Origin of the sequence: Streptomyces sp. NPDC003077, from assembly GCF_040611095.1 — a bacterium.
GTDB lineage: Bacteria > Actinomycetota > Actinomycetes > Streptomycetales > Streptomycetaceae > Streptomyces.
The window spans coordinates 284,616-305,569 of the sequence record NZ_JBEXNM010000001.1 but is presented as its reverse complement, the minus strand read 5'-3'; the positions used below and the strand labels follow the sequence as shown (position 1 = coordinate 305,569).

The 20,954-nt window shown below is 74.1% G+C and carries 12 protein-coding genes; 4 read left to right on the top strand and 8 right to left on the bottom strand.

The window, feature by feature from the left end; translation table 11 throughout:
* Positions 1 to 430: 430 nt before the first annotated feature.
* The 6 genes from ABZX96_RS01250 to ABZX96_RS01225 all read right to left on the bottom strand — a co-directional run bounded on the left by ABZX96_RS01250 (position 431) and on the right by ABZX96_RS01225 (position 8,843).
* Positions 431 to 796, bottom strand: a complete 366-nt coding sequence (locus ABZX96_RS01250; protein ID WP_355535758.1) for a DUF6479 family protein — start codon at positions 794 to 796, stop codon at positions 431 to 433.
* Between the two features lie 369 nt (positions 797 to 1,165).
* Complete coding sequence (locus tag ABZX96_RS01245; RefSeq protein WP_355535907.1) at positions 1,166 to 2,164, bottom strand: nucleoside triphosphate pyrophosphohydrolase; 999 nt, start codon at positions 2,162 to 2,164, stop codon at positions 1,166 to 1,168.
* A gap of 244 nt (positions 2,165 to 2,408) precedes the next feature.
* Complete coding sequence (locus tag ABZX96_RS01240; RefSeq protein WP_355535755.1) at positions 2,409 to 3,095, bottom strand: SurA N-terminal domain-containing protein; 687 nt, start codon at positions 3,093 to 3,095, stop codon at positions 2,409 to 2,411.
* Between the two features lie 344 nt (positions 3,096 to 3,439).
* Entirely contained in the window at positions 3,440 to 5,188 is a 1,749-nt protein-coding gene (locus ABZX96_RS01235; protein WP_355535752.1) for a serine/threonine-protein kinase, read from the bottom strand.
* Positions 5,189 to 5,389: 201 nt separating this feature from the next.
* The gene (locus tag ABZX96_RS01230; protein WP_355535749.1) at positions 5,390 to 6,175 is read right to left on the bottom strand and encodes a hypothetical protein; all 786 of its coding nucleotides are present in this window, start codon (positions 6,173 to 6,175) and stop codon (positions 5,390 to 5,392) included.
* Positions 6,176 to 6,452: 277 nt separating this feature from the next.
* Entirely contained in the window at positions 6,453 to 8,843 is a 2,391-nt protein-coding gene (locus ABZX96_RS01225) for an N-6 DNA methylase (protein ID WP_355535746.1), read from the bottom strand.
* Positions 8,844 to 9,098: 255 nt separating this feature from the next.
* Here ABZX96_RS01225 and ABZX96_RS01220 point away from each other — a divergent pair, with 255 nt between their 5' ends.
* Positions 9,099 to 9,932: a DUF4190 domain-containing protein gene (locus ABZX96_RS01220; RefSeq protein ID WP_355535743.1), complete on the top strand. Its 834-nt coding sequence runs from the start codon at positions 9,099 to 9,101 to the stop codon at positions 9,930 to 9,932.
* A gap of 441 nt (positions 9,933 to 10,373) precedes the next feature.
* On the opposite strand, the gene ABZX96_RS01215 is transcribed toward ABZX96_RS01220, so the two are convergent.
* Positions 10,374 to 11,285, bottom strand: a complete 912-nt coding sequence (locus tag ABZX96_RS01215; protein ID WP_355535740.1) for an HNH endonuclease family protein — start codon at positions 11,283 to 11,285, stop codon at positions 10,374 to 10,376.
* Positions 11,286 to 11,377: 92 nt separating this feature from the next.
* Here ABZX96_RS01215 and ABZX96_RS01210 point away from each other — a divergent pair, with 92 nt between their 5' ends.
* Both ABZX96_RS01210 and ABZX96_RS01205 read left to right on the top strand, forming a co-directional pair.
* Positions 11,378 to 12,910: a DUF2079 domain-containing protein gene (locus ABZX96_RS01210; protein WP_355535737.1), complete on the top strand. Its 1,533-nt coding sequence runs from the start codon at positions 11,378 to 11,380 to the stop codon at positions 12,908 to 12,910.
* 296 nt (positions 12,911 to 13,206) lie between these two features.
* Positions 13,207 to 14,505, top strand: a complete 1,299-nt coding sequence (locus ABZX96_RS01205; RefSeq protein WP_355535734.1) for an LAETG motif-containing sortase-dependent surface protein — start codon at positions 13,207 to 13,209, stop codon at positions 14,503 to 14,505.
* A gap of 186 nt (positions 14,506 to 14,691) precedes the next feature.
* Here the strand turns inward: ABZX96_RS01205 and mfd are convergent, their stop codons facing one another.
* Complete coding sequence (gene mfd / locus ABZX96_RS01200; RefSeq protein WP_355535732.1) at positions 14,692 to 18,219, bottom strand: transcription-repair coupling factor; 3,528 nt, start codon at positions 18,217 to 18,219, stop codon at positions 14,692 to 14,694.
* Positions 18,220 to 19,287: 1,068 nt separating this feature from the next.
* On the opposite strand from mfd, the gene ABZX96_RS01195 reads away from it, so the two are divergent.
* Positions 19,288 to 20,865 carry an MFS transporter gene (locus ABZX96_RS01195; protein WP_355535904.1) on the top strand — a complete coding sequence of 526 codons (1,578 nt, stop codon included), beginning with the start codon at positions 19,288 to 19,290 and terminating at the stop codon, positions 20,863 to 20,865.
* The last annotated feature ends 89 nt before the right edge of the window (positions 20,866 to 20,954 follow it).

Genomic DNA, 20,954 nt, shown 5'->3' with positions numbered 1-20,954 from the left:
CGTGCGGCGCGCCGGGTACGGCTGCGGTGCGACGGGCCCTCGGCGCCGTTCCCGGTACGTCGGCGGTGTGGGCGGTGTGGCCCCGGCCCGGGCACGCCGGTCCGTGCTGCGGCGCCGGGCCGGACGCGTCCTCGTCCCTGGCGGCGCAGCCTCGTCTCCGCCCCGGCACAGCCTCGCCGTCGCCCCGGCGCAGCCTCGTCTCCGCCCCGGCGCGGTCCCGCCCTCGCCGGGGTTTCCGGGGCTCGCGGGGGCTTCCGGGGACTTCCGGGGACTTCTGCGGGCTCGCCGGAGTTTCCGCAGGCTCGTATTAAGGGCTTCCGCCGGGCTTACGAGTCCCCGTCGGCCCTTCCGCGTCCCCGCTCGGCCGTTACCGGAACTCGGCCGCTGCCGAGGCTCGGTCGCTGCCGGGACTCAGAGCCGCCGCCGGGGCTCAGCCGTTGCCGAACGAGCCGCTGTGGCCCTCCTGCCAAGGGCTCTGTTCCTTGTTCGGGTCGCCCGGACGCGTGCCCTCGCTGCCCTTGAACTCGTGCGGGAGCATCCGTTCGTCGCTGCGCGGGACCTCGTCCGGCTCGCGGTTACCGGTCTCGTAGCCACGCGGGTCCGTGGGCGGGCGCGGCTGGTCCTGCGGCCGGGGCGGCGCGGGCTCGCGGCGGCGACGGCGCCAGCCGAAGGCCACGGCCAGGATCAGGAGGATCACGACGATGATGCCGACCAGCGCGGGTCCGATCCCGACGAAGAAGTCGTGGGACGCGGCGAGCTCCACCGGCTGTGTCACCTGTGGGATCAGTGCTGTCATCTGGCACGGGTACCCCTCGGGGGCGGCTCGATGCGTGGCGATGCGTGGCGGGCCCGGCTGCTGTGTCCCGGACCCGCCGGTTGTGTCTCGGGCCCGCCGGCCCCGTTCCGGCTCCGCCGGAGGGGGCGTGCTGGTGGACGTGCCGGGCGTTCCGTCGGCACGGGGTGGCCGGTCCTGGTGGGCGGGTCGGTTGGGGTGGTCTTGGGGCCGGTGGACCCCGGGAGCTGTGGGCGCTGGGGCCGGTGAACGCCGGGGGCGTTGTCCTCAAACGCCGGACGGGCTCGGTTCGGCGCTCTTCCGCTCACAGATTTCGCAAACCCTCACCGACGGCCCCCGCGTCGGCTCCCCGCTTCCGCGCCCCCGGCCGGATCACTCCTCCCCGTCCGCGTCCCACCCGGCGGGTATCCCTTCCGCCGCCCGGATCGCGTCCCGGTACGTGCGGGCCGCGGCGCGCAGCGCGGTCTCCGGGTCGGTGCCCTCCGCTTCGGCGCGGACCGCCAGCGCCAGCAGCTCGTAGCCGATGCCCGGCCCGTCCGGGAGGGCGTCGATCCCCGCCGTGCGGGCCCGGGACCCGAGCTTGGCGGCGAGCGCCAGGGCGGGCTGCCCCAGGGGCACGCCCTCGGTGACGGAGGTGCGCCCCTTCTCCACGGCCTTGGTGCGCAGCCAGTGGGCCTTGACCTCTTCGGGGGTCTCGGCGACCTCGTCCCCGAAGACGTGCGGGTGGCGGTGGATGAGCTTGGCGACGATGCCGCCCGCGACGTCGTCCACCGAGAACGGCTCGTCCGGGTCGTCCTGGGCGATGCGGGCGTGGAAGACGACCTGGAGCAGGACGTCGCCCAGCTCCTCCCGGAGCGCCGCCCGGTCGCCCTCCTCGATGGCCTCGACCATCTCGTACGCCTCTTCGAGGCCGTACTTCGCCAGGTCCTCGTGCGTGCGGATGCCGCTCCACGGGCATTCGGCGCGGATGCGGTCCATGACCTGGACGAGGTCCAGCAGGCGGGCGCCCGGCAGGTCGTACGAGCCGGGCAGCAGCTCCAGGTCGGGCATCGCCTCCCGGCCGGAACCGGCCAGCCGGGCGAGGCCGTCGGTCAGGGCGCTCTCACCCTCGGCCGAGGTGACGACCACCACGTCGCGGCCCCCGGAGACGCAGTGGTCGACCAGCTCGCGGGCGGTCGGCTCGGCCACCTCGACCCGAACGCCGGCTTCGCGCAGGTAGGGAAGCTGGGGGTGGGCCGCGTCCGCGCACAGCACCCGGTCGGCGGCGCGCAGCGCCTGCCAAGCCGGCCAGGAGAGCAGGCCGGGGGCGACGCGGTGGCTGGTGGTGAGCAGCACCAGGCGGCCGGTGCCGGGGGTGGTGTCCGCACCTATCCGCCGGCCGGTCTCCTCGGCGGCGTCCGCGTTCGCCCGTCGGACGGTCTCGTTGGTGGCATCAGCGTTCACCCATCGAACGTAACGTACGCCACTGACATCGGGCGGACGGGCCGCCGGTGCGGGGACGCGGACACGTCCGATCAGCCGGTGCCGTCGAGCTGGGGACGCGGACGCAGACGCGTCCGATCGATGTCCGAGTGGCGCCCGAGCGGCGTCCGACCGGTGACCGATCAGCGCCCGATCAGCCCGTGCCGTCCGCCTCGCCCCCCGGCTGCCCGGCTTCCTGGCCCATGCCCGGCCCCTGCGGCGGCGCCGCGTTCATCAGCCAGCGGTCCTGGTGCTCGCCCAGGATGACCTGCCGGTCGTCCCACGTGCCGTAGCGGGGGTTGACGTCGATGCCCATGGAGCGGGAGGTGCGGGCCAGCGACTCGGCCAGGCGCCGCTGGCCGTCCGGCTGCGTGCGGTCCGCGCCGACCCGCCGGGCCAGGCCGTCCATCAGGAGCTGGTTGCGCACGACGCCGTCGATCTCGTCGGGGGCGATGGCCTGCTGGAGCCACATGGCCTTGAGCCGTTCGGGGCCGCCCGCGCGCTCCTCGGCGGCGGCTCGCCACTGCTGCACGTCGCGCCGGGTGACCTTGACGCCGGCGTCCTTCGCCCCGCGCTCCAGGACGCGTTCGAAGATCATGCTGTTGAGGGTGGCCAGGTTCAGCCGGCCGGTGTTCCGGACGAGTTCGGCGGCCTGCGGGGAGGCGCTCTGCGCGGCGCGGATGTCGTTCACCCGGGCCTGGAGCTGGGAGACGGTGATCCGCTCTCCGCCGACGACGGCCGCCGCCCCCGGATGCGCGCCGCTGCCGCAGGCGGTCAGCAGCGGGGCCGTGGCCAGCACGGCGGCGGCGGATACGGAGAGCACGGTCCTACGGCGGAACACTGGGCCTCCCGGCGGAGATCGTTGGCGACGAGCTGTGAGCTGTGGGTGCGAGCTGTGGCGCTGAGCTTTTTGCGGAGCTTCTGGAAGGGGCAAAGAGCTGGAGCTACGAGCCTCGGGTGTGACCTTCGAGCTGCGAACGACGGGCAACGAGCGTCCGGACGACCGTCCGGCGTTGATCGATAGTAAGGAGTCCGGGTGCCCCGGGCCACTGATTCGACCAACGATTCCCGACGACTTCGGATGCGCGAGCGAGGAGAGGCCCGGCCGTCCCCTCGCGTCCCCGCCCACCCCGGGCCTCTTCTCGCCCGTACCCTCCCCGTCGTCCTTCTATAGGGGCGGCGGCCTCAGCCGCGTACCTGTCCCAGCCAGTCCAAGGTGCGCCGGATCTCCTGGGGGAAGGCGTGGTGTGGGCCGTGCAGGCGTTCCGCGTCGTACAGGAGGCGGGCCAGCGTCTCGTGTGCCGCGCCGCGCTCCCCCAGGGCGAGCAGCAGGTGCCCTATGGAGCGGCGGATCTCCAACGGCCGGACGGGGTCGTCCGGATAGCGCTCGAAGTGCGGCAGCAGGGAGCGGTACTCGGCGAGCGCCTGCGCCACCTCCCCGAGCTGTTCCAGGCACTGCGCGGCCTCGTAGTGGAACCGGAGCGCCTGCCGCGCCGCGCCGGGCCCGGACTCCCGCCCGAACTCCTCGGCCAGCCGCCGCAGCTCGGGCAGCGCCCTGCGGTACTGGCCGTCGTCCATCAGGGTGGCCGCGTACTGCTTGCGCAGCGTGCGGACGACCGGCGAGTGCGCCCCGTGCCGGGCGGCGGCGGCCGGGAGGATGCCGCCGAGGATGTCCACGGCCCGGGTGATCCGGCCCTCGTCCAGCAGCCGCTTGACCTCGTCCACGGCGGCGACGACATCGGGGCCCGAGGCTCCCGCCTGGACACCGGACGTCCGGGGGTCGGCCGGGTGGCCGGAGATCCGGGGGTCCACGGCCGCGGCCGGGCCGCCCGCGGGCCCGGCCGGGTGCGGCAGCGACGGCGAGGACGAGGCGGGGGACGCGGACGGTGCCGGGTGGCCCGCGTACGACGTCCCGGAAGCACCCCCGGCTGCCACCGGACCGCCGACCGGGACCGACTCGCCGACCGGCACCGGAGCCACCGGCCCCGGAACCGCCGGAGTCGAAGCCCGCACCGGCCACGGGGCGTGCGGGTGCAGGAACGGCCGGGTGGGGTCCATCGGGGTGGCCGTTCCGCGTGGCGCGGCTTGCTCCGGGCCGGCGCCGGGCAGCAGCGGGGCGAGCGCCTGGTAGACCTCCTGCGCGTCGGCCGGCCGGTGCTGGGGCTCCTTGCTGAGCAGCCGCAGCACCAGGGCTTCGAGCGGTTCGGGGATGTCGGCGCGGAGCTGCCGCAGCGGGACCGGCGGCTCGTAGAGATGGCGGTGCAGGACGCCCAGCGCCGTGGAACCGGCGAACGGCACCTCGCCGCACAGCAGCTCGTGCAGCAGCACCCCGAGCGCGTACAGATCGGTGTACGGGCCGACCGCACCGCCCATCGCCTGCTCGGGCGCCATGTAGGCGGGACTGCCGATGGGCGAGCCGGTGTGGGTGAGGCGGGTGGTGTCGGTGTCCAGGGCGGAGGCGATGCCGAGGTCCAGGACGGTGACCGAGCCGTCCGGTTTGACCATGACGTTCCGCGGCTTGAGGTCGCGGTGGATGATCGGCACGGCGTGCACGGAGGCCAGCACGGCGCACAACTGGGCGGCCACGCTGACGGCCCACGGCCAGGGGTAGGGGTCGTGCTCGGCGAGGTGGTCGGCCAGGTCGGCGCCCTCGACGTACTGCATGACCAGGAACAGGTCCTCGCCGTCGCTGCCCGCGTCGTGCACGGTGACCAGGCCGGGGTGATCCACCTGCGCGGTGACCCGGCACTCGCGCACGAAGCGGCGGCGCATCTCGTCCGCGTCCGGCGTGCCCGCGACCCGGTCCGGGCGCAGCAGCTTCACGCCGACCCGGCGGTCCAGGCGGCGGTCGTAGGCGATCCAGACCTGGCCCATGCCGCCCTGCCCGAGCAGCGCCGACAGCTCGTAGCGGTCGGCGACGACGCGCCCGTTCACCAGCCCTCCTCCTTGTTGCCCACGCCTACGCCCACGTGCCCGGTCACCGGCTCTCCTCCTGGGCCTCCTGGGCCTGCTGGGCCCGCTGGAGGTCCTCGGCTTCCTGGGCCTCCTGGGCGACGGCACGTCCGTTCACCGGGTCTGCTCCTCGATGCCCACGCGCTTGCTCACCTGACTGCCTCTCAGTGACGGCACGTCCGTTCACCGGCCTTCCTCCTTGCGGAGGTAGTCGCTCAGCTCGTCCAGCTCGGCGCGCACCTGGTCGAGGCGCTGCGGACGGTCCTGCGGTTGCGGACGGTCTTGTGGCTGCGGACGGTCCTGTGGCTGCCCCGCCCGGCCCGCCTGCCCGTAAGGGTCGTAGGGGGCGGGGTCCTGCGGCTGCTCCGCGCCGCCCGGCTGCCCGTAAGGGCCGTAGGGGGCCTGGTGGTGGTGCGGGACGGGCGGGTAGCCGTAGGCGGGGTGGGCCGGTGCGGGGCCCGGGACCGGCTGGGTCTCCGCGTAGCCCGGCGCCTGGGGCTGCGGCCCAGGCGGCCCGTAAGGCGCCGGTCCCGCGTACGGGCCCGTGGCACCGTACGTCCCCGAGGGCCCGTAAGCGTGTGGTGCTCCATACGGCGCGGAGGCGGCCGGCAACGCACCCGGAGGCGTGGGCCGTGCCCGGCGGCCCGCCACCTTGATCTCGGTCACCAGGTAGTACGCGACGACGGCCGCCATCTGGACCAGCAGCGCGATGGCCGCGACGTTCGCCTGCCAGGTGTCCTCCGAGTGGCCGTTGGCCAGCACCACCACGCCGATGACCAGGGCCAGATCGAGCCCGAACAGCCACCAGCCCAGCGGCCGGGCCCGGACCACGGCGGCCCGGATGAGCGGAATCCAGGCGAGGAAGCCGATACTCAGGACGGCGATGGCCACGAAGGCCACCCGCATCAGGACGACCGCCGCCGTCGACGGTGGACGGTACGGCGGCGGGGCCGGGGCGGGGCCGTGCATTGCTGCTCCTGGGGGACGGAGATTCGGCGGCCGTACGAGCCGGTCACGGCCGCGTACGTGCAGTCGAGCGTATATACGACACTGTTCGGCCGTCCGGGGTTGTACGGATCAGGACGGTCATCGGGACGACGACCCGTACCGGCCGCGGGTACGGCGACCGGCGACGCGACCGGCGATCAGGGCCCAAAGCCCAGGGCCCCGCCTCGTGCGGCAACGCCCGGCGATCCGGCGGTGGACCGCGCGGCGGGGAGGGCCCTGCCCCGCGCCGCCACACCCCTCAATCCGGCAGCACCGACCCATCCGTGAACCCGTCGTACAGCCCCTGGACGAGCTGCTCCCCCAGCCGGTGCGCCAGCCGCAGCGCCTCCTCGAAGGCGGCGAGTTCCCGGAAGCGGCGGCCGTACCGGCGCTGTTCGGGCAGCGGCAGCCGGGGCAGGTGCAGGCGGCGGACGTCGAGGCGGGTGGCGGTGGAGGCGTAGCTGCTGGCCTGCCGGGTGTTGGCGGTGCCGCGCAGGAAACCGGCCACGAACCAGGGGTCCAGGGCGTCCGGATCGGGACGCAGGAGGGACAGGTTGCGTCCGAGGGCGGCGCCCGCGGTGGCCTCGTCCACGACCCGGGCGACCGCGCCGCCGCCGAGCACCGGCACCACCACGTCCCCGGCCTCCACGAGGACCGGTTCCTCGGCCCCGGACGCCGCGCCCGCGCCGGACGCCTCGGGGAGGGTGCCGGAGGGCGCGGTGCCGCCGATCACGTCGTGGTCGGTGAGCACGGCGGGGGACGCGGGACCCGTCGCGGTGCCCGCGCCGCCGGAGCGCAGCAGCAGCGCGCCGCCGCGCGCCAGTTCCCCGACGGTGGTCAGCGGCCAGCGGGCGGGCGCGGACTCCCGTACGGAGCGCGCGTCCGCCGCCGGGGTGTCCGCGCGCGGGGTGAGTTCCTTCGTGCGGGCCAGGACGGCGGTCAGCCGGTCGTGCACCCGGGCGAGTTCGGCGGGCCCGCCGGCCGCGGCGGGCGGCGGGAGGTGCCGGGCCGGGGCGAGGTCGACGTCGTCGTCCAGGAGGTCGATGGCGGCCAGGGAACGCCGGACGCCGGGCTGTTCCTCGACCCCGCCGTCCCGGTCGAAGGCGCGCCAGGCCTCCAGGGCGGTGGTGTGGACGGCCTGCCAGTCCACCTTGTCGCGGCCCGAGGCCGGGCCGGCGGGGACGGGCGAGCCGGCGGCCGGTGCGGCGGTGTCCACGACGAGCAGGTGCGGCGAGGCCGGGGCGGTGGCGTCGGGTTTGCGCAGCACCCACAGGTGCAGCGGGATGCCGTAGGGCGGGGCGGCCCCGGCCGGGAGCGCGATGACGGCGCGCAGCGCGCCGCGCCGCAGCAGGTCGGCGCGGATGCGGCGGCCGGAGCGGCGGGAGGCGGCGGCGGGCGGCATGAGCAGCACGGCGGTGCCGCCCGGGCGCAGCCGCGCCAGCGCGTGCTGCACCCAGGCCAGCTCGGATTCGGTGCGGGCCGGGAAGCCGTACTCCCAGCGCGGGTCGTAGGCCAGCTCGTCGTGGCCCCAGTTGCGCTCGTTGAAGGGCGGGTGGGCGAGGACGGCGTCGGCGGTCAGGTCGGGGAAGGCGTCGGCGCGCAGGGTGTCGGCGGCGCGCACCCGGACCCGTGCGCCGGGGGCACGCAGGGCCAGCCGCAGGGCGGTGAGCGCGGCGAGGCCGGTGTCGGCCTCCTGGCCGTACAGGGCGCGGGGGCCCTCGTGGGCTTCGGGCGCCTTGCCGGAGGCGGCGGCCTCGGGCGTCTTCCCGGCGGCGTCGGTACGGGCCGGGGGCACCTTCCCGGCGGCGTCGGCACCGGCCTCGGGCACCTTGCCAAAGCCTCCGACACCGGCCGCGCGCGCCTTCCCGGCAGGGCCTGGATCCGTGCCCGTACCGGCATCCGTGCCCGTACCGGCCCCCGTTCCCGCACCGGCATCCGTTCCCCCCATGGCGTGCCGCGCCGCGAAGAGCAGGCCGCCGGTGCCGCAGGACGGGTCCAGGACCGTGTCCGCCGGTCCGGCCAGCGCGGCCATCAGCTCGGCGGCGCCGGGCGGGGTGAGGGTGAACTGCCGCGGATTGGCGTCCAGGTGGCGCCCCAGCAGGAACTCGTACGCCTCCGCCGCACCGCGCTCCGCCGCGAGTTCGGCGGCACCGCGGACGAGCGCGGCGGAGGGCGCGAGCGCCGCGCGGGTGAGCCCGTGCACGGGGTGCCGCGCCCCGAACCGGGTGGTGAGGACGGCGTCCAGGGCCGGGGGCAGCAGGCCCGTCAACTCGGTGTCGTTGGCGCCCCGGCTCAACTGGCGCCATGCGGCGGGCCGTTCCCGTACGAACAGCAGGACGGCGCCCACGTGGCACAGGGCGACGGCGACGCCGGCGGGGTGCCCGACGAGCTGCTGCCAGACCCGTTCGCTCAGCGGTACTTCGGCGAGCTTGCCCTGGTCGCGCAGCCAGTGCTCGATGTCGGCGAGGGAGAAGGTGGGGCTGGTCTCGGTGCCGCCCACCGGTTTGGGGAAGTCGGCGTGGCGGCGGCGCCAGTTGCTGACCGCGGCGCGTCCCACGCCGGCCAGTCGCGCGATGCCGGCGGCGGTCACCTCGGTGGCGCGGTCACCGCCCGGTGGCGCGTCGCGTGGGGCCCGGTGGCCCGGGGGCATCGCACCCGATGGTCCGTGGTCGGGCGACGTGTTGTCCGGTGATGCGCTGTGCGGCACCTTTCTGGCTCCTGTCCCCATTTCCCCCGAGCCTGCTGTTCCTTCGAGCATACCCACCGCCATCCCGCCGAGCCCTTCACAGCCGTGAACCAACCTTTCCCAGTGAATCATGTTGACTCGGTTCACAGGCTCGTGCTGTGATGACTCCCGTCGCTTGAAAAGGACTCAGTTCCAGCGCCCGGAAGGGGCCCTCCTCCCATGTCTCAGCAGCCGTACTACCCCCCGCCGCCCCAGATGGGCATGCCCGCCCCGCAGGCGGCGCGCAACGGTCTCGGCATCGCCGCTCTGATCCTCGGCATCATCGGCGCGGTCTTCGGCCTGATACCGCTGTTCTTCTGGCTGGCGGGCATCCTCGGCCTGCTGGCACTGATCTTCGGCCTGGTGGGCATGGGCCGGGCCAAGCGCGGCCAGGCCACCAACAAGGGCGTGGCCATCACGGGCACGATCCTGGGCGCCATCTCGCTGATCCTCGCGGTCGTCGGCCTGATCATCTTCCTCACCGCGGCGAAGAAGGTCGTGGACGAGATCGACAAGCTCGACAGCAAGGCCCGCACGAACAGCGTCTCGGCCGGCGCCTCCGGCTCGGACTCGGACTCGGGCTCCGACTCCAGCTCCGATTCCGGCAAGAAGGACCCGTCGGCCGAGACCTACGGCCCGGGTGACACCGCCTCCTACGACTCCGGCATCGAGGTCACCGTCTCCAAGGCGACCCCGTACACCCCGGACGAGTTCGCCGCCGGCCACCAGAAGGGCAACAAGGCATACAAGGTGACCGTCCAGGTCCAGAACAAGGGCAAGGACAAGTTCAAGGCCGACATGGTCCTCGTCGAAGCGAAGGCGGGCGCGGCGGGCACGACCGCCGAGCGCATCTTCGACGGCAAGATGCTGGGCACCTTCACCGGCTCGATCCTGCCCGGCAAGGCCGCCACCGTGGAGATGGCCTTCGACGCCCCGGCCGACGCCAAGGTCCTCGACGTCGAGGTCACCCCGAGCCTCGACCACGAGGGCATCCAGTGGAACCTGCCTCTCTGAGGCTCCGGGAATCCCCGGGAGTCCGCGGACTCCCGGGTCCGCGGACAGCGTGAGGCCCCGGCCCCACGGCTCCCCGGACCCCCGAGGTACGTCGCTGTGCACGGCCTCGGCTGAACCACCAACCGCTCTGACTCCCCGGGCATCCGGGGACCCCCCGGACACCCGGGCGTGGCAGAGCCACCGGACCGCCGTTGGTCCGAGACCGCGTGGGGGCGGACTCGGGCCAACGGCTTTTTGGTGCGCGCGCCCTGATGGCGGGACGCCGCACCATCAGGGCGCACCTGTGCCCTATAAGGGAGCGCCTGCGCCTATAAGGGCAGCCAGTGCGCAAGCACCTCATAAAGGCGCACCGGCGCCCCATACAGGCGCCCTCTCGCGCCGCGCGAGCCTCAGCTCCCGCACGTCAGCTCCCGCGCGACAGCTCCCCCATCCCCGCGCACATCACTTCCCGCACTGCGCGAGCATCACCTTCTTGTCCGAACGCGTCACCGGCAGCCCGTACTTCACGGCGACCTGCGCGAAGCGCACCGCGTACGCGCACCGGATGTCCTTGTTGGGCGGCAGCCATTCGGACGGGCCCGAGTCGCCCTTGCCGTTGTTGGCGGGGCCGTCCACCGGGAGGAGGTTGAGCGGGTCGTTGGCCAGTTGCTGGCGCTTGGCCTGGTTCCACCGGGCGGAGCCCATGCGCCAGCTGTATGAGAGCGGGACGACGTGGTCGATCTGGACGGCCGCCGCCTTCTGCTTCTTCCAGGCGATGTCCTTGCCGGTGTACGGGTCGTGGAGGTTCATCGAGACGACGACGCAGCGCGAGCCGGAGCGGAAGCGCAGGTTCTTGCCGTCCCGCCGCAGCAGGTCGTTGCGGGTGTCGCAGTGGTTGCGGGCCATGGGGACGCCGTCGGCCGTGTCCATCCAGGCGTAGCCGAACTTCTTGCGGTCGTAGCCGGTCTGACGGCCCGCGGCGGCGGTGCGCACGCCGTTGATGTACTGCGCGCCGCGCGCCCGTTCGGCCTGGGAGGTGAGCGCGGCGAGGCCGGGCCGGGTGCCGTCGGGGTTGTCCAGGGGGCTGACGGCCGTGCGGTCGCCGGAGGTGCGGCCCGGCTTCGTGGTGGCCTTGCCGGTCGGGGCCTTGCCGGTCGCGTGCGGGGCCTTGGCCTCGGCCTTCGCGCCGCAGCCGGCGAGCACCGCCGCCGCGAGGGCGCCGGCCAGGACGCCGCGGGCCGCCCGGTGGCTCCGCAACCGTCCGCGCGACGGGTGCCGTCCCTCTCCTTGTGCCCGTCCCCGTCGCCCGTCCCCTCCTCCCGCGACCGGGGTGGACGAGGACGTGGTGGTGGGGGCGGACGTGGTGCGTATCAAGGTGTGGCATCCCATCGGGGAGGTGGCGGGCTCGGCATCGGCCGTACGTTCGGCCTCCGATATCTTTTCGGAAATTGAGAGTAAGGATCTCCATGGACACGGCCGCAGCGACCGCCGCGGGCGGCAGGGCCGCCGTCCCCCGGCCCTCCTCCGAGCCCGACGGCACCCCCGCTCCCCCGACCGGGCGCGCCGGCGTTCCCGCCCCCGGCCCCACGAGCGAGGGCACCTCACCGGAGAAGACCGCCCCCGCTCCCCGCCGGGGCGCGGCCCTACGGGCTCCGCGCCTGGACCCCTACTGGTTGGCCCTGGCCCTCTTCGTCCTGTTCGCCGCGGTCTCCGTCACCCGGTTCCGCGCGATGGCGACCGTCTCCTGGGACCTGGGCATATTCGAACAAGCCGTACGCGGCTACGCGCACCTCCAGGCGCCCACGGCCGACCTGAAGGGGCCGGGCACCAACATCCTGGGCGACCACTTCAGCCCGGTCCTGGTGCTGCTGGCGCCCTTCTACCGGCTGTTCCCGTCCGGGGCGACGCTGCTGGTCGCGCAGTCCGCGCTGTTCGCCCTGTCCGCGATACCCGTGACCCGGGCCGCCGCCCGCCTGCTGGGCCGCGGCCGGGGCGCCGCCGTCGGCATCGCCTACGGGCTGTCCTGGGGGCTCCAGAAGGCCGCCGACTTCGACTTCCACGAGATCGCCTTCGCGGTCCCGCTGATCGCCTTCGCCCTCGAAGCGGTCCTGCGGCGACGCTGGACGGCGGCGGTGTGCTGGGCGGCGCCCCTGGTGCTCGTCAAGGAGGACCTGGGGGTCACCGCGGCGGCCATCGGCGTCGTGATACTGGTGCGGGCGCGCCGGGCCGTTCCCCTGGCGATCGGCCTGGTCGTCTTCGGCCTCGCCGCCGTCGCCGTCACCCTCGGCGTGATCATCCCCGCCTTCAACGGCTCCGGCTCGTACGACTACTGGAACAAGCTGGGCGGCGACGGCGGCCCGGCCCCCGTCATCCCGGTCGACACCGCGATCCGTACGCTGCTGTGGCTGCTGCTGCCCACCACCGGCCTGCTGGCGCTGCGTTCGCCCCTGCTGCTGGTCGCGGTGCCGACCGTGGGATGGCGTTTCGTCTCCCACGAAGACCACTACTGGGGCACCGACTGGCACTACAACGCCGTCCTGATGCCGGTGCTCTTCCTGGCCCTCGCCGACGTGCTGCCGCGCCTGCGCGCCGCCCGCCGGCCCTGGCTGCGCGCGTACGCGCACCATCTCCCCGCCGCCGCGCTCGCCGCGGCGCTGGCGCTGACCACGTCGCTGCCGCTGGCCCGGCTCACCGAGGCCGCCACCTACGAGGTGCCGGACGCCGTCCCGCAGGCCGAGCGGCTGCTCGCCGAGATCCCCGACGGCGCGACCGTCGAGGCCGACATCCGCCCCATCAGCCGCCTCGCCGGACGCACCCGCGTCCTGTGGATCGGCGACACCCGCGGCATCGCGCCCGACTACATCGCCCTCCAGACCCGCCCCGACCGCACCCCCCAGCAGGTACTGGCCGACGCCGCCCAGCGGCACCCGAAGGCCACGTACGGGGTGCTGGGCATCCGGGGCGAGGTGATCGTGCTGCGGCGGACGTCGGGCGGCTGAGGGACGGGCGGCCGGTCGCCGTACCACGTAAGAGCGAGCGATGCGGCAAGGCGAACCGAACGACGAGGAACGATCAGGCAAAGCCTCGTCGAAAAGATCACACAGAAACCCGCCGCATCGCGCACAACTGTGGGCAGTTGCCCCGGAATGTCCGCCGGGGTGGGTGGATAACGCTTTCGCCCGATCGCTATTGCGTTGTCCCCGGCCCTTATTCCGGTCCTACGATCGCGGGCGTCCCGCCGCGCCCGCCTCGGCACGCGGTGGTCCCTTATCTCTGACCAGGAAAAAGGACCTCAGTGAACCTTCGCCGTACCCTCGCGACCGCCGTCGTCGCCGCCGTGACCGCGCCCGCGCTCGTGCTCTCCGCGGGCTCCGCCGCGCTGGCCGACACCCAGCCGACGACGCGCACACAGCAGCGGCCGACCTACGAGGAGCTGCGGAAGGCCGCCGCCGACGCGGACCGGGCGTACAAGGACGCCGTCGCCGCCGAGAAGGCCGGGCAGAAGAAGGTGGACGACACCATGGACGCCCTGGACAAGGGCTCCCACCCGCTCGGGGCGGCCCTCCTCGCCGCGAACAAGGCGGCCAAGGCCGCCGCCGAGGAGAAGACGGCCGCCGACCAGGCGGTCACGGACGCCCGGGCCAAGCTGGACGCGGCCGAGGACGAGGCGGCGAAGGCCGAGGCGCGCACGTCCCTGGAAGCCGCCGAAGCGGCGGCCGGGACCGCGGCCAAGAAGAAGGAGGACGCGGACGCCGCGCGCAAGGACGCCGCGAAGGCGGTGGGAGACGCCCGGGTCGCGGTGTTCCGGGAACTGAGCAAGCTCCAGTGGGCCAAGGGCGAGGCGCTCAAGGACAAGGAGGCCGCCGACAAGGCGCTCGCCACCGCCAAGGAGTGCGTGCGCGTGCCGGGCCTGACCGTGCTGGCCAACGGCCTGCCCTCGAAGGTCGTCACCGGCAGCACGGTCGACTTCTCCTTCACCGTGGCCAACGGCACCGACCGCACCCTGGACGTGGAGCCGCTGGTCTTCTTCCGCCTGGAGAGCACGCACGAGAACCAGCACTTCATGAAGGTGGAGTGGTCCGACGGCGCGGGCTGGAAGGAACTGAGCCAGCAGGGCAGCTCGCACCTCCCGGCCATCAAGAACATGCGGCCCGGCGCCCGCACCGACGTCAAGATGCGCATGTCCATCACGGCGGGCGGACCGGCCAAGACGGGCTTCTCCCTCTTCGCGGGCGACGCCTCCGACCCGTACAACCCCTGCGTCCTCGGCCCCATGAAGCGCTACAACTTCGAGGTGCTGCCCGCCGGCAGCAAGCCCGGCACCGTCGACGAGGCCAAGCCCGGCAAGGTCGCGGACAAGGACCGTCCGGGCCCGAAGGCGCAGGGCGGCGACTCCGGCAAGCCCGTGCCCGCCACGGACGACCACGCCACCGCCACGCCGGTGCCGACCGCGACCGCGACCGACGGCAACCTCGCCTCGACCGGTTCGTCGTCCGCCCTGCCGCAGATCGCCCTCGCGGGCGGCGCGGCCGTGGTGCTCGGCGCCGGGGCGGTCTTCGCCGTGCGCCGCCGCGGGGCCAAGAAGGCCGGCTGATCCGACGCACGCCACGGCGAAGGCCCGTACCCGGTCGCCGGGTACGGGCCTTCGCCGTGCGGCATGACGAGAGGGATACGGGCCTTCGGCCAGCGCGGCACGTCGAGGGGCGCCGGTCAGCCGTGCGCCGGTGACGCGCCCTTCGGCACGACAGGCCGGGCGTCACCGGCAGAAGCCCGCTCCCCCTCACCCCAGAACCGTCGTCAAGAACTCCCCCACCCACGCCAGCAACTCCCGCCCCACCAGCGGCTTGCCGCCGATCGTGCCCGTGGTCGGGCGCGGGACGAGGACCTGGTGGGTGGCGGCCTTGATGACCGAGCGCGGGTAGATCCGCTTCAGGCGCAGCTCCTGCGACTCGCGCAACTCCACCGGGCCGAAGCGGACGTTCGTCCCCTGGAGCGTGATGTCGGAGACGCCGCAGGAGCGGGCCAGCATCCGCAGGCCGGCGACCAGCAGCAGGTTCTCGACCGGTTCGGGCAGCTTGCCGTAGCGGTCGGTCAGCTCCTCGCGGACGGCGGCGATGTCGGCCTCGGAGTTGGCGGAGGCGATGGACCGGTACGCCTGGAGGCGCAGCCGCTCGCCGGGCGCGTAGTCGTGCGGGACGTGCGCGTCCACCGGCAGCTCGATCTTGACCTCCAGCGGCGGCTCCTCCTCCACGCCGCCCTCCAGCGAGGCCCGGTAGTCGGCGACCGCCTCGCCCACCATCCGGACGTACAGGTCGAAACCGACGCCCGCGATGTGCCCGGACTGCTCGCCGCCGAGCAGGTTGCCCGCACCCCGGATCTCCAGGTCCTTCATGGCGACGTACATGCCCGCGCCCATCTCCGTGTGCTGGGCGATGGTCGCCAGCCGCTCGTGCGCGGTCTCCGTCAGCGGCTTCTCCGGCGGGTACAGGAAGTACGCGTAGCCGCGCTCGCGGCCCCGGCCGACCCGGCCGCGGAGCTGGTGGAGCTGCGAGAGGCCGAAGTTGTCGCCGCGTTCGACGATGAGGGTGTTGGCGTTGGAGATGTCGATGCCCGACTCGACGATGGTCGTGGAGACCAGCACGTCGAACTTCTTCTCCCAGAAGTCGACCACGACCTGTTCGAGCTGCGCCTCGCCCATCTGGCCGTGCGCGGTCTGGATACGGGCCTCCGGCACGATCTCGCGGAGCTTGGCCGCCGCCCGGTCGATGGACTCGACCCGGTTGTGGATGTAGAAGACCTGGCCCTCGCGCAGCAGCTCGCGGCGGATGGCCGCGCCGATCTGCTTCTCCTCGTACGGGCCGACGAAGGTCAGGACCGGGTGGCGCTCCTCGGGCGGGGTGGTGATGGTGGACATCTCGCGGATGCCGGTGACCGCCATCTCCAGCGTGCGCGGGATGGGCGTCGCCGACATCGTCAGCACGTCGACATTGGCCCGCAGCTTCTTGAGCTGCTCCTTGTGCTCGACGCCGAACCGCTGCTCCTCGTCCACGATGACCAGGCCCAGGTCCTTGAACTTCGTCTCGGACGAGAAGAGGCGGTGGGTGCCGATGACGACGTCCACCGAGCCGTCCCGCAGCCCCTCCAGCACCGCCTTGGCCTCGGTGTCCGTCTGGAAGCGGGACAGCGCCTTGACGACGACGGGGAACTGCCCGTACCGCTCGGTGAACGTCCCGTAGTGCTGCTGCACCAGCAGCGTGGTCGGCACCAGCACCGCCACCTGCTTGCCGTCCTGAACGGCCTTGAAGGCGGCGCGGACCGCGATCTCGGTCTTGCCGTAGCCGACGTCGCCGCAGATCAGCCGGTCCATCGGGACCGTCTTCTCCATGTCCTCCTTGACCTCGGCGATGGTGGTGAGCTGGTCGGGCGTCTCCGCGTACGGGAACGCGTCCTCCAGCTCGCGCTGCCAGGGGGTGTCCGGGCCGAAGGGGTGGCCGGGCGCCGCCATCCGCGCCGAGTACAGCTTGATCAGGTCGGCGGCGATCTCCTTGACGGCCTTCTTGGCGCGCGCCTTGGTCTTGGTCCAGTCGGCGCCGCCGAGCCGGTGCAGCGTCGGCGCCTCGCCGCCCACGTACTTGGTGACCTGCTCCAACTGGTCGGTGGGGATGTAGAGGCGGTCCCCGGGCTGGCCGCGCTTGGCGGGCGCGTACTCCACGAGCAGGTACTCGCGGGTGGCGCCCTGCACCGTGCGCTGCACCATCTCGATGTACCGGCCCACACCGTGCTGCTCGTGGACGATGAAGTCGCCCGCCTGGAGGGTGAGCGGGTCGATCGTCTTGCGGCGGCGGGCCGGCATCCGGCCCAGGTCCTTGCTCGCCGCCTTCTGGCCCGTCAGGTCGGTCTCCGTCAGGACCGCCAGCCCCAGGCCCGGGTCGACGAAGCCGGAGTCCAGCGAACCGCAGGAGACGTGCACCACCGACGGGGACAGCTCCCCCAGCTCCGCGTCCAGCCGGGCCGCGATGCCCTCGTTGCCCAGCACCTCCACCGTGCGGGAGGCCGGGCCGTGGCCCTCGGTGAGGTAGGCGGTGCGCCAGCCGTCGGCCAGCCACCGCTTGGTGTCCGCCAGCGCCCGCTGGGTGTCGCCCCGGTAGGACTCCGGGGCGTGCATCCCCAGCTTGAGGGTGTCGCCGTCCAGCTCCTCGTCGGCGGCGAACGGGCTCACCGACCACCACATCATGCCCAGTTCGCGCGCCCGGTCCCTAACGTCCGCCAGCCCCCACAGCGAGGCCGCGCCCACGTCGATCGGCGCCTCGCCGCCGCCCGCGCTCGCCGCCCACGACGCCTGGAGGAACTCCTGACTGGTCGCCACCAGGTCGGCGGCGCGCGTCCGCACCCGCTCCGGATCGCACACCACCGCCATGCTCCCGGCCGGCAGCACGTCCAGCAGCAGTTCCATGTCGTCCACCAGCACCGGGGCCAGCGACTCCATGCCCTCGACCGCGATCCCCTCGGCGATCTTGCCCAGCAGCTCGCCCAGCTCCGGGTGCTCCTCGGCCAGCTCCGCCGCCCGCGCCCGCACCTGCGGGGTCAGCAGCAGCTCGCGGCACGGCGGCGCCCACAGGCCGTGCTCGGCGACCTCCAGCGACCGCTGGTCGGCCACCTTGAAGTAACGGATCTCCTCGACGTCGTCGCCCCAGAACTCGATCCGCAGCGGGTGCTCCTCGGTCGGCGGGAACACGTCCAGGATCCCGCCGCGCACCGCGAACTCGCCGCGCTTCTCGACCAGTTCGACACGCGCGTACGCCGCCGCGGCCAGCCCCTCCACGACCTTCCCGAGGTCGGCGGACTGCCCGATCCGCAGGCTCACCGGCTCCAGGTCGCCCAGCCCCTTGACCTGCGGCTGCAGCACGGAACGCACCGGCGCCACCACCACGGACACCGGCCCCGCCGCCGGATCGTCCTTGCGCGGATGGGCCAGCCGGCGCAGCACCGCCAGCCGCCGCCCGACCGTGTCCGAGCGCGGCGAGAGCCGCTCGTGCGGCAGCGTCTCCCAGGACGGGAACTCCACCACGCCGTCCGGCGGCAGCAGCGAACGCAGCGCCGCCGCCAGATCCTCGGCCTCCCGGCCGGTGGCGGTGACGGCCAGCACCGGGCGCCCGGCCCGCGCCGCCAGCGCGGCCACCGAGAACGGGCGGGCGGCCGGCGGCCCCACCAGATCGACATGCGGACGGTTGCCGTCGGCCGCCGCCTTCACCGCTTCGGCGAGCGCCGGATCCTTCGCGACGGCGTCGAGCAGACCAGTCAGACTCATGAGTTCAGGGCTTTCCGTCCGAGGAGGCGTACACCGGATTCCGTCCGCCCACGACCCGTCCCGATCCCGGTCCGTACGGAGGGCGACGCGGCCGGTCTTCCACAGGCGACGCGATCCGTCCGGCGACCGAAAAGGCAACGCGGAGCGCCCGGCACGTCGTACGGGCCGGGGATTTCCAAGAGTACGACCCCCCACTGACACACGCGCACCGCTACGCCTCGGAGGGCGGGGGTGGCGGTCGGGGGGCATGGGGGCACGGGGTGGTGGGGGTGGGTGCGGGACGCCGGGTGGGGCGCCGGTCGGGGGCGGCGCGTTGGACTCGGCCGGGCGGGGTGTCGAACGGGGCGCGGTGGGCCTGGTGACCGGGTGCGACGGCGCGGGGCGGGGCCACGGTGGGGCGCGGGCCGAGGCCACGGTGGGCGTGCGGGTCGGGGCGCGGTGGGCCTGGAGGCCGGGTGGGACGGCGCGGGGCGGGGCCACCGGTGGGGCGCGGGCCGAGGCCACGGTGGGCGTGCGGGTCGGGGTGCCGGTCGGGGACTCGGTGGGCTCGGACGGATGCGGCGCGACCGGAGCGCGGCCGTTCGCCGGACGCGGCCGTTCGCCGGACGCGGCCGTCTCAGCCCGCGGAAAAGGCTGTTCCGGAGTATGGCCCTCACGTGGAATGGTGTCGGATACACGGAATTTGGCGCCGGCTGGGGAGAGTGGGTGCGCATGCGGCGGGCGGCGGTGTTCAAGGGGTGGATGGGGCGTACGGGGAAGGGGGCGGGGGGCGCTGCCGGGGCAGGGGCCGGGCCCGGCGCCTCTTCCGATGCGGCGGCCGTGGACGAGGCGGAGGAGCAGGCTCGTTCCGGTCCGGCGGACGGGGCGGGGCCGCGCCTTGAGGGCCCTTCCGATCCGGCGGCTGCGGACGGAACGAGGCCGCACCCCGGGAAGACGGTGACGAACACCGCCCAGGCCCACCCCGAGCCCTCCCCCGGCACAGCCGCAGAAGCCGACAAGGCGACGGGCGCGGACACCACCACCGCGGCACCCGCCCCCGCGCGGCGCGGCCCCGTCGTCGCCGCGCTCATGCTCGCCATGGCGCTCGCCGCGCTCGATTCCACGATCATCGCGACGGCCGTGCCGCAGATCGTCGGCGACCTCGGCGGCTTCTCCGTCTTCTCCTGGCTGTTCTCCGGCTACCTGCTCGCCGTCACCGTCACCCTCCCCGTCTACGGGAAGCTGTCCGACACCTTCGGCCGCAAGCCCATCCTGATCACCGGCATCCTCGCCTTCGTCGCCGGTTCGCTGCTGTGCGCGGGCGCGTGGGACATGGCCTCGCTGATCGCCTTCCGGGTGCTTCAGGGGCTGGGCGGCGGCGCCCTCCAGGGCACCGTGCAGACCATCGCCGCCGACCTGTACCCGCTCAAGGAGCGCCCGAAGATACAGGCCCGGCTGTCCACCGTCTGGGCCACCTCGGCGGTCGCCGGGCCCGCGCTGGGCGGTCTGCTGGCCGCGTACGCCGACTGGCGCTGGATCTTCCTGATCAACCTGCCCGTCGGCGTACTGGCCCTGTGGCTCGTCCGGCGCCACTTCCACGAGCCCCGGCGCCCGGCCCGCACCGGTCCGGCGCGCGTGGACTGGCCCGGGGCGCTGGCCATCTTCGCCTGCGGCGGGCTGCTGCTGACCGCGCTGGTGCAGGGCGGCGTGGCCTGGAGCTGGTCCTCCGCTCCGTCCCTGCTGCTGTTCGCCGGGAGCGCGCTGTGCGCGGCGGCGACCGTCCTGATCGAGCGCCGGGCCGCGGAACCGATCATTCCGGCCTGGGTCTGGCGCCGCCGCCCGATCGCCGCCGTGAACCTGGCGTTCGGCGCGCTCGGCCTCCTCATGGTCGCGCCGACCGTCTTCCTGCCCACCTACGCGCAGTCCGTCCTCGGGCTCGGCCCCATAGCCGCCGGGTTCGTGCTCTCCGTCATGACACTGAGCTGGCCGATCTCGGCCGCCCTGAGCAGCCACGTCTACAACCGCATCGGCATCCGGAACACCGCAGTCCTCGGCATCGGCGCGGCAGCGCTCGTCCTGCTCGCCTTCCCCCTGCTGCCCTACCCGGGCGCCGCCTGGCAGCCCGCCCTGATCATGCTGGCCCTCGGCGCGGTGCTCGGCCTCTTCCAGCTCCCGCTGATCATCCGCGTGCAGTCCTCGGTGGGCTACGCGGAACGCGGCACCACCACCGCCTCGGTCCTCTTCTGCCGCCAGGTCGGCCAGTCGGTGGGCGCGGCGCTCTTCGGCGCCGTCGCCAACGCCGCGCTCGTCGGGCGGCTGGCCGCCGCGCCCGCCGACATCCGCCCCGGCCTGCCCGGCGACCTCGACTCCGTCTCGCACGCCCTGGAGGACGCCGGCACCCTCACCGCCCGCGCCACCGACTACCTGCGGCGCGCCGTCGACACCGCCGTAGACAACGTCTACCTCGGCGCGGCCTGCGCCGCCGCCCTGGCCCTCGTCCTGCTCCTCGTCCTGGCCCCGCGCCGGTTCCCCGTCCACGGCGAAGTGGGTCCGGCGGCGGACGGTAACGGGGACGAGAACGGCGACGGGGACACGGAGGTCGCCCGGGCGCCGTCCGCGGCAGCGGGCCCCGGAGCCGAGCGGCAGCCGGACGGCCGGAGGCGGTGACGGCGGGGGACCGGGGACAGTGACGGCGAGCGGGGCGGACGCCGGTCGCGTCCGTCCGGACGCCGCTCCTTACGGGCGCGCCCCGGCAC

Excerpts from the sequence above, each read along its gene's own strand:
- ABZX96_RS01250 (WP_355535758.1), bottom strand. The coding sequence starts at position 796 with ATGACAGCACTGATCCCACAGGTGACACAGCCGGTGGAGCTCGCCGCG.
- ABZX96_RS01230 (WP_355535749.1), bottom strand. The coding sequence starts at position 6,175 with ATGCACGGCCCCGCCCCGGCCCCGCCGCCGTACCGTCCACCGTCGACG.
- ABZX96_RS01225 (WP_355535746.1), bottom strand. The coding sequence starts at position 8,843 with ATGCCCCCGGGCCACCGGGCCCCACGCGACGCGCCACCGGGCGGTGAC.
- ABZX96_RS01220 (WP_355535743.1), top strand. The coding sequence starts at position 9,099 with ATGTCTCAGCAGCCGTACTACCCCCCGCCGCCCCAGATGGGCATGCCC.
- ABZX96_RS01210 (WP_355535737.1), top strand. The coding sequence starts at position 11,378 with ATGGACACGGCCGCAGCGACCGCCGCGGGCGGCAGGGCCGCCGTCCCC.
- mfd (WP_355535732.1), bottom strand. The coding sequence starts at position 18,219 with ATGAGTCTGACTGGTCTGCTCGACGCCGTCGCGAAGGATCCGGCGCTC.
- ABZX96_RS01195 (WP_355535904.1), top strand. The coding sequence starts at position 19,288 with ATGCTCGCCATGGCGCTCGCCGCGCTCGATTCCACGATCATCGCGACG.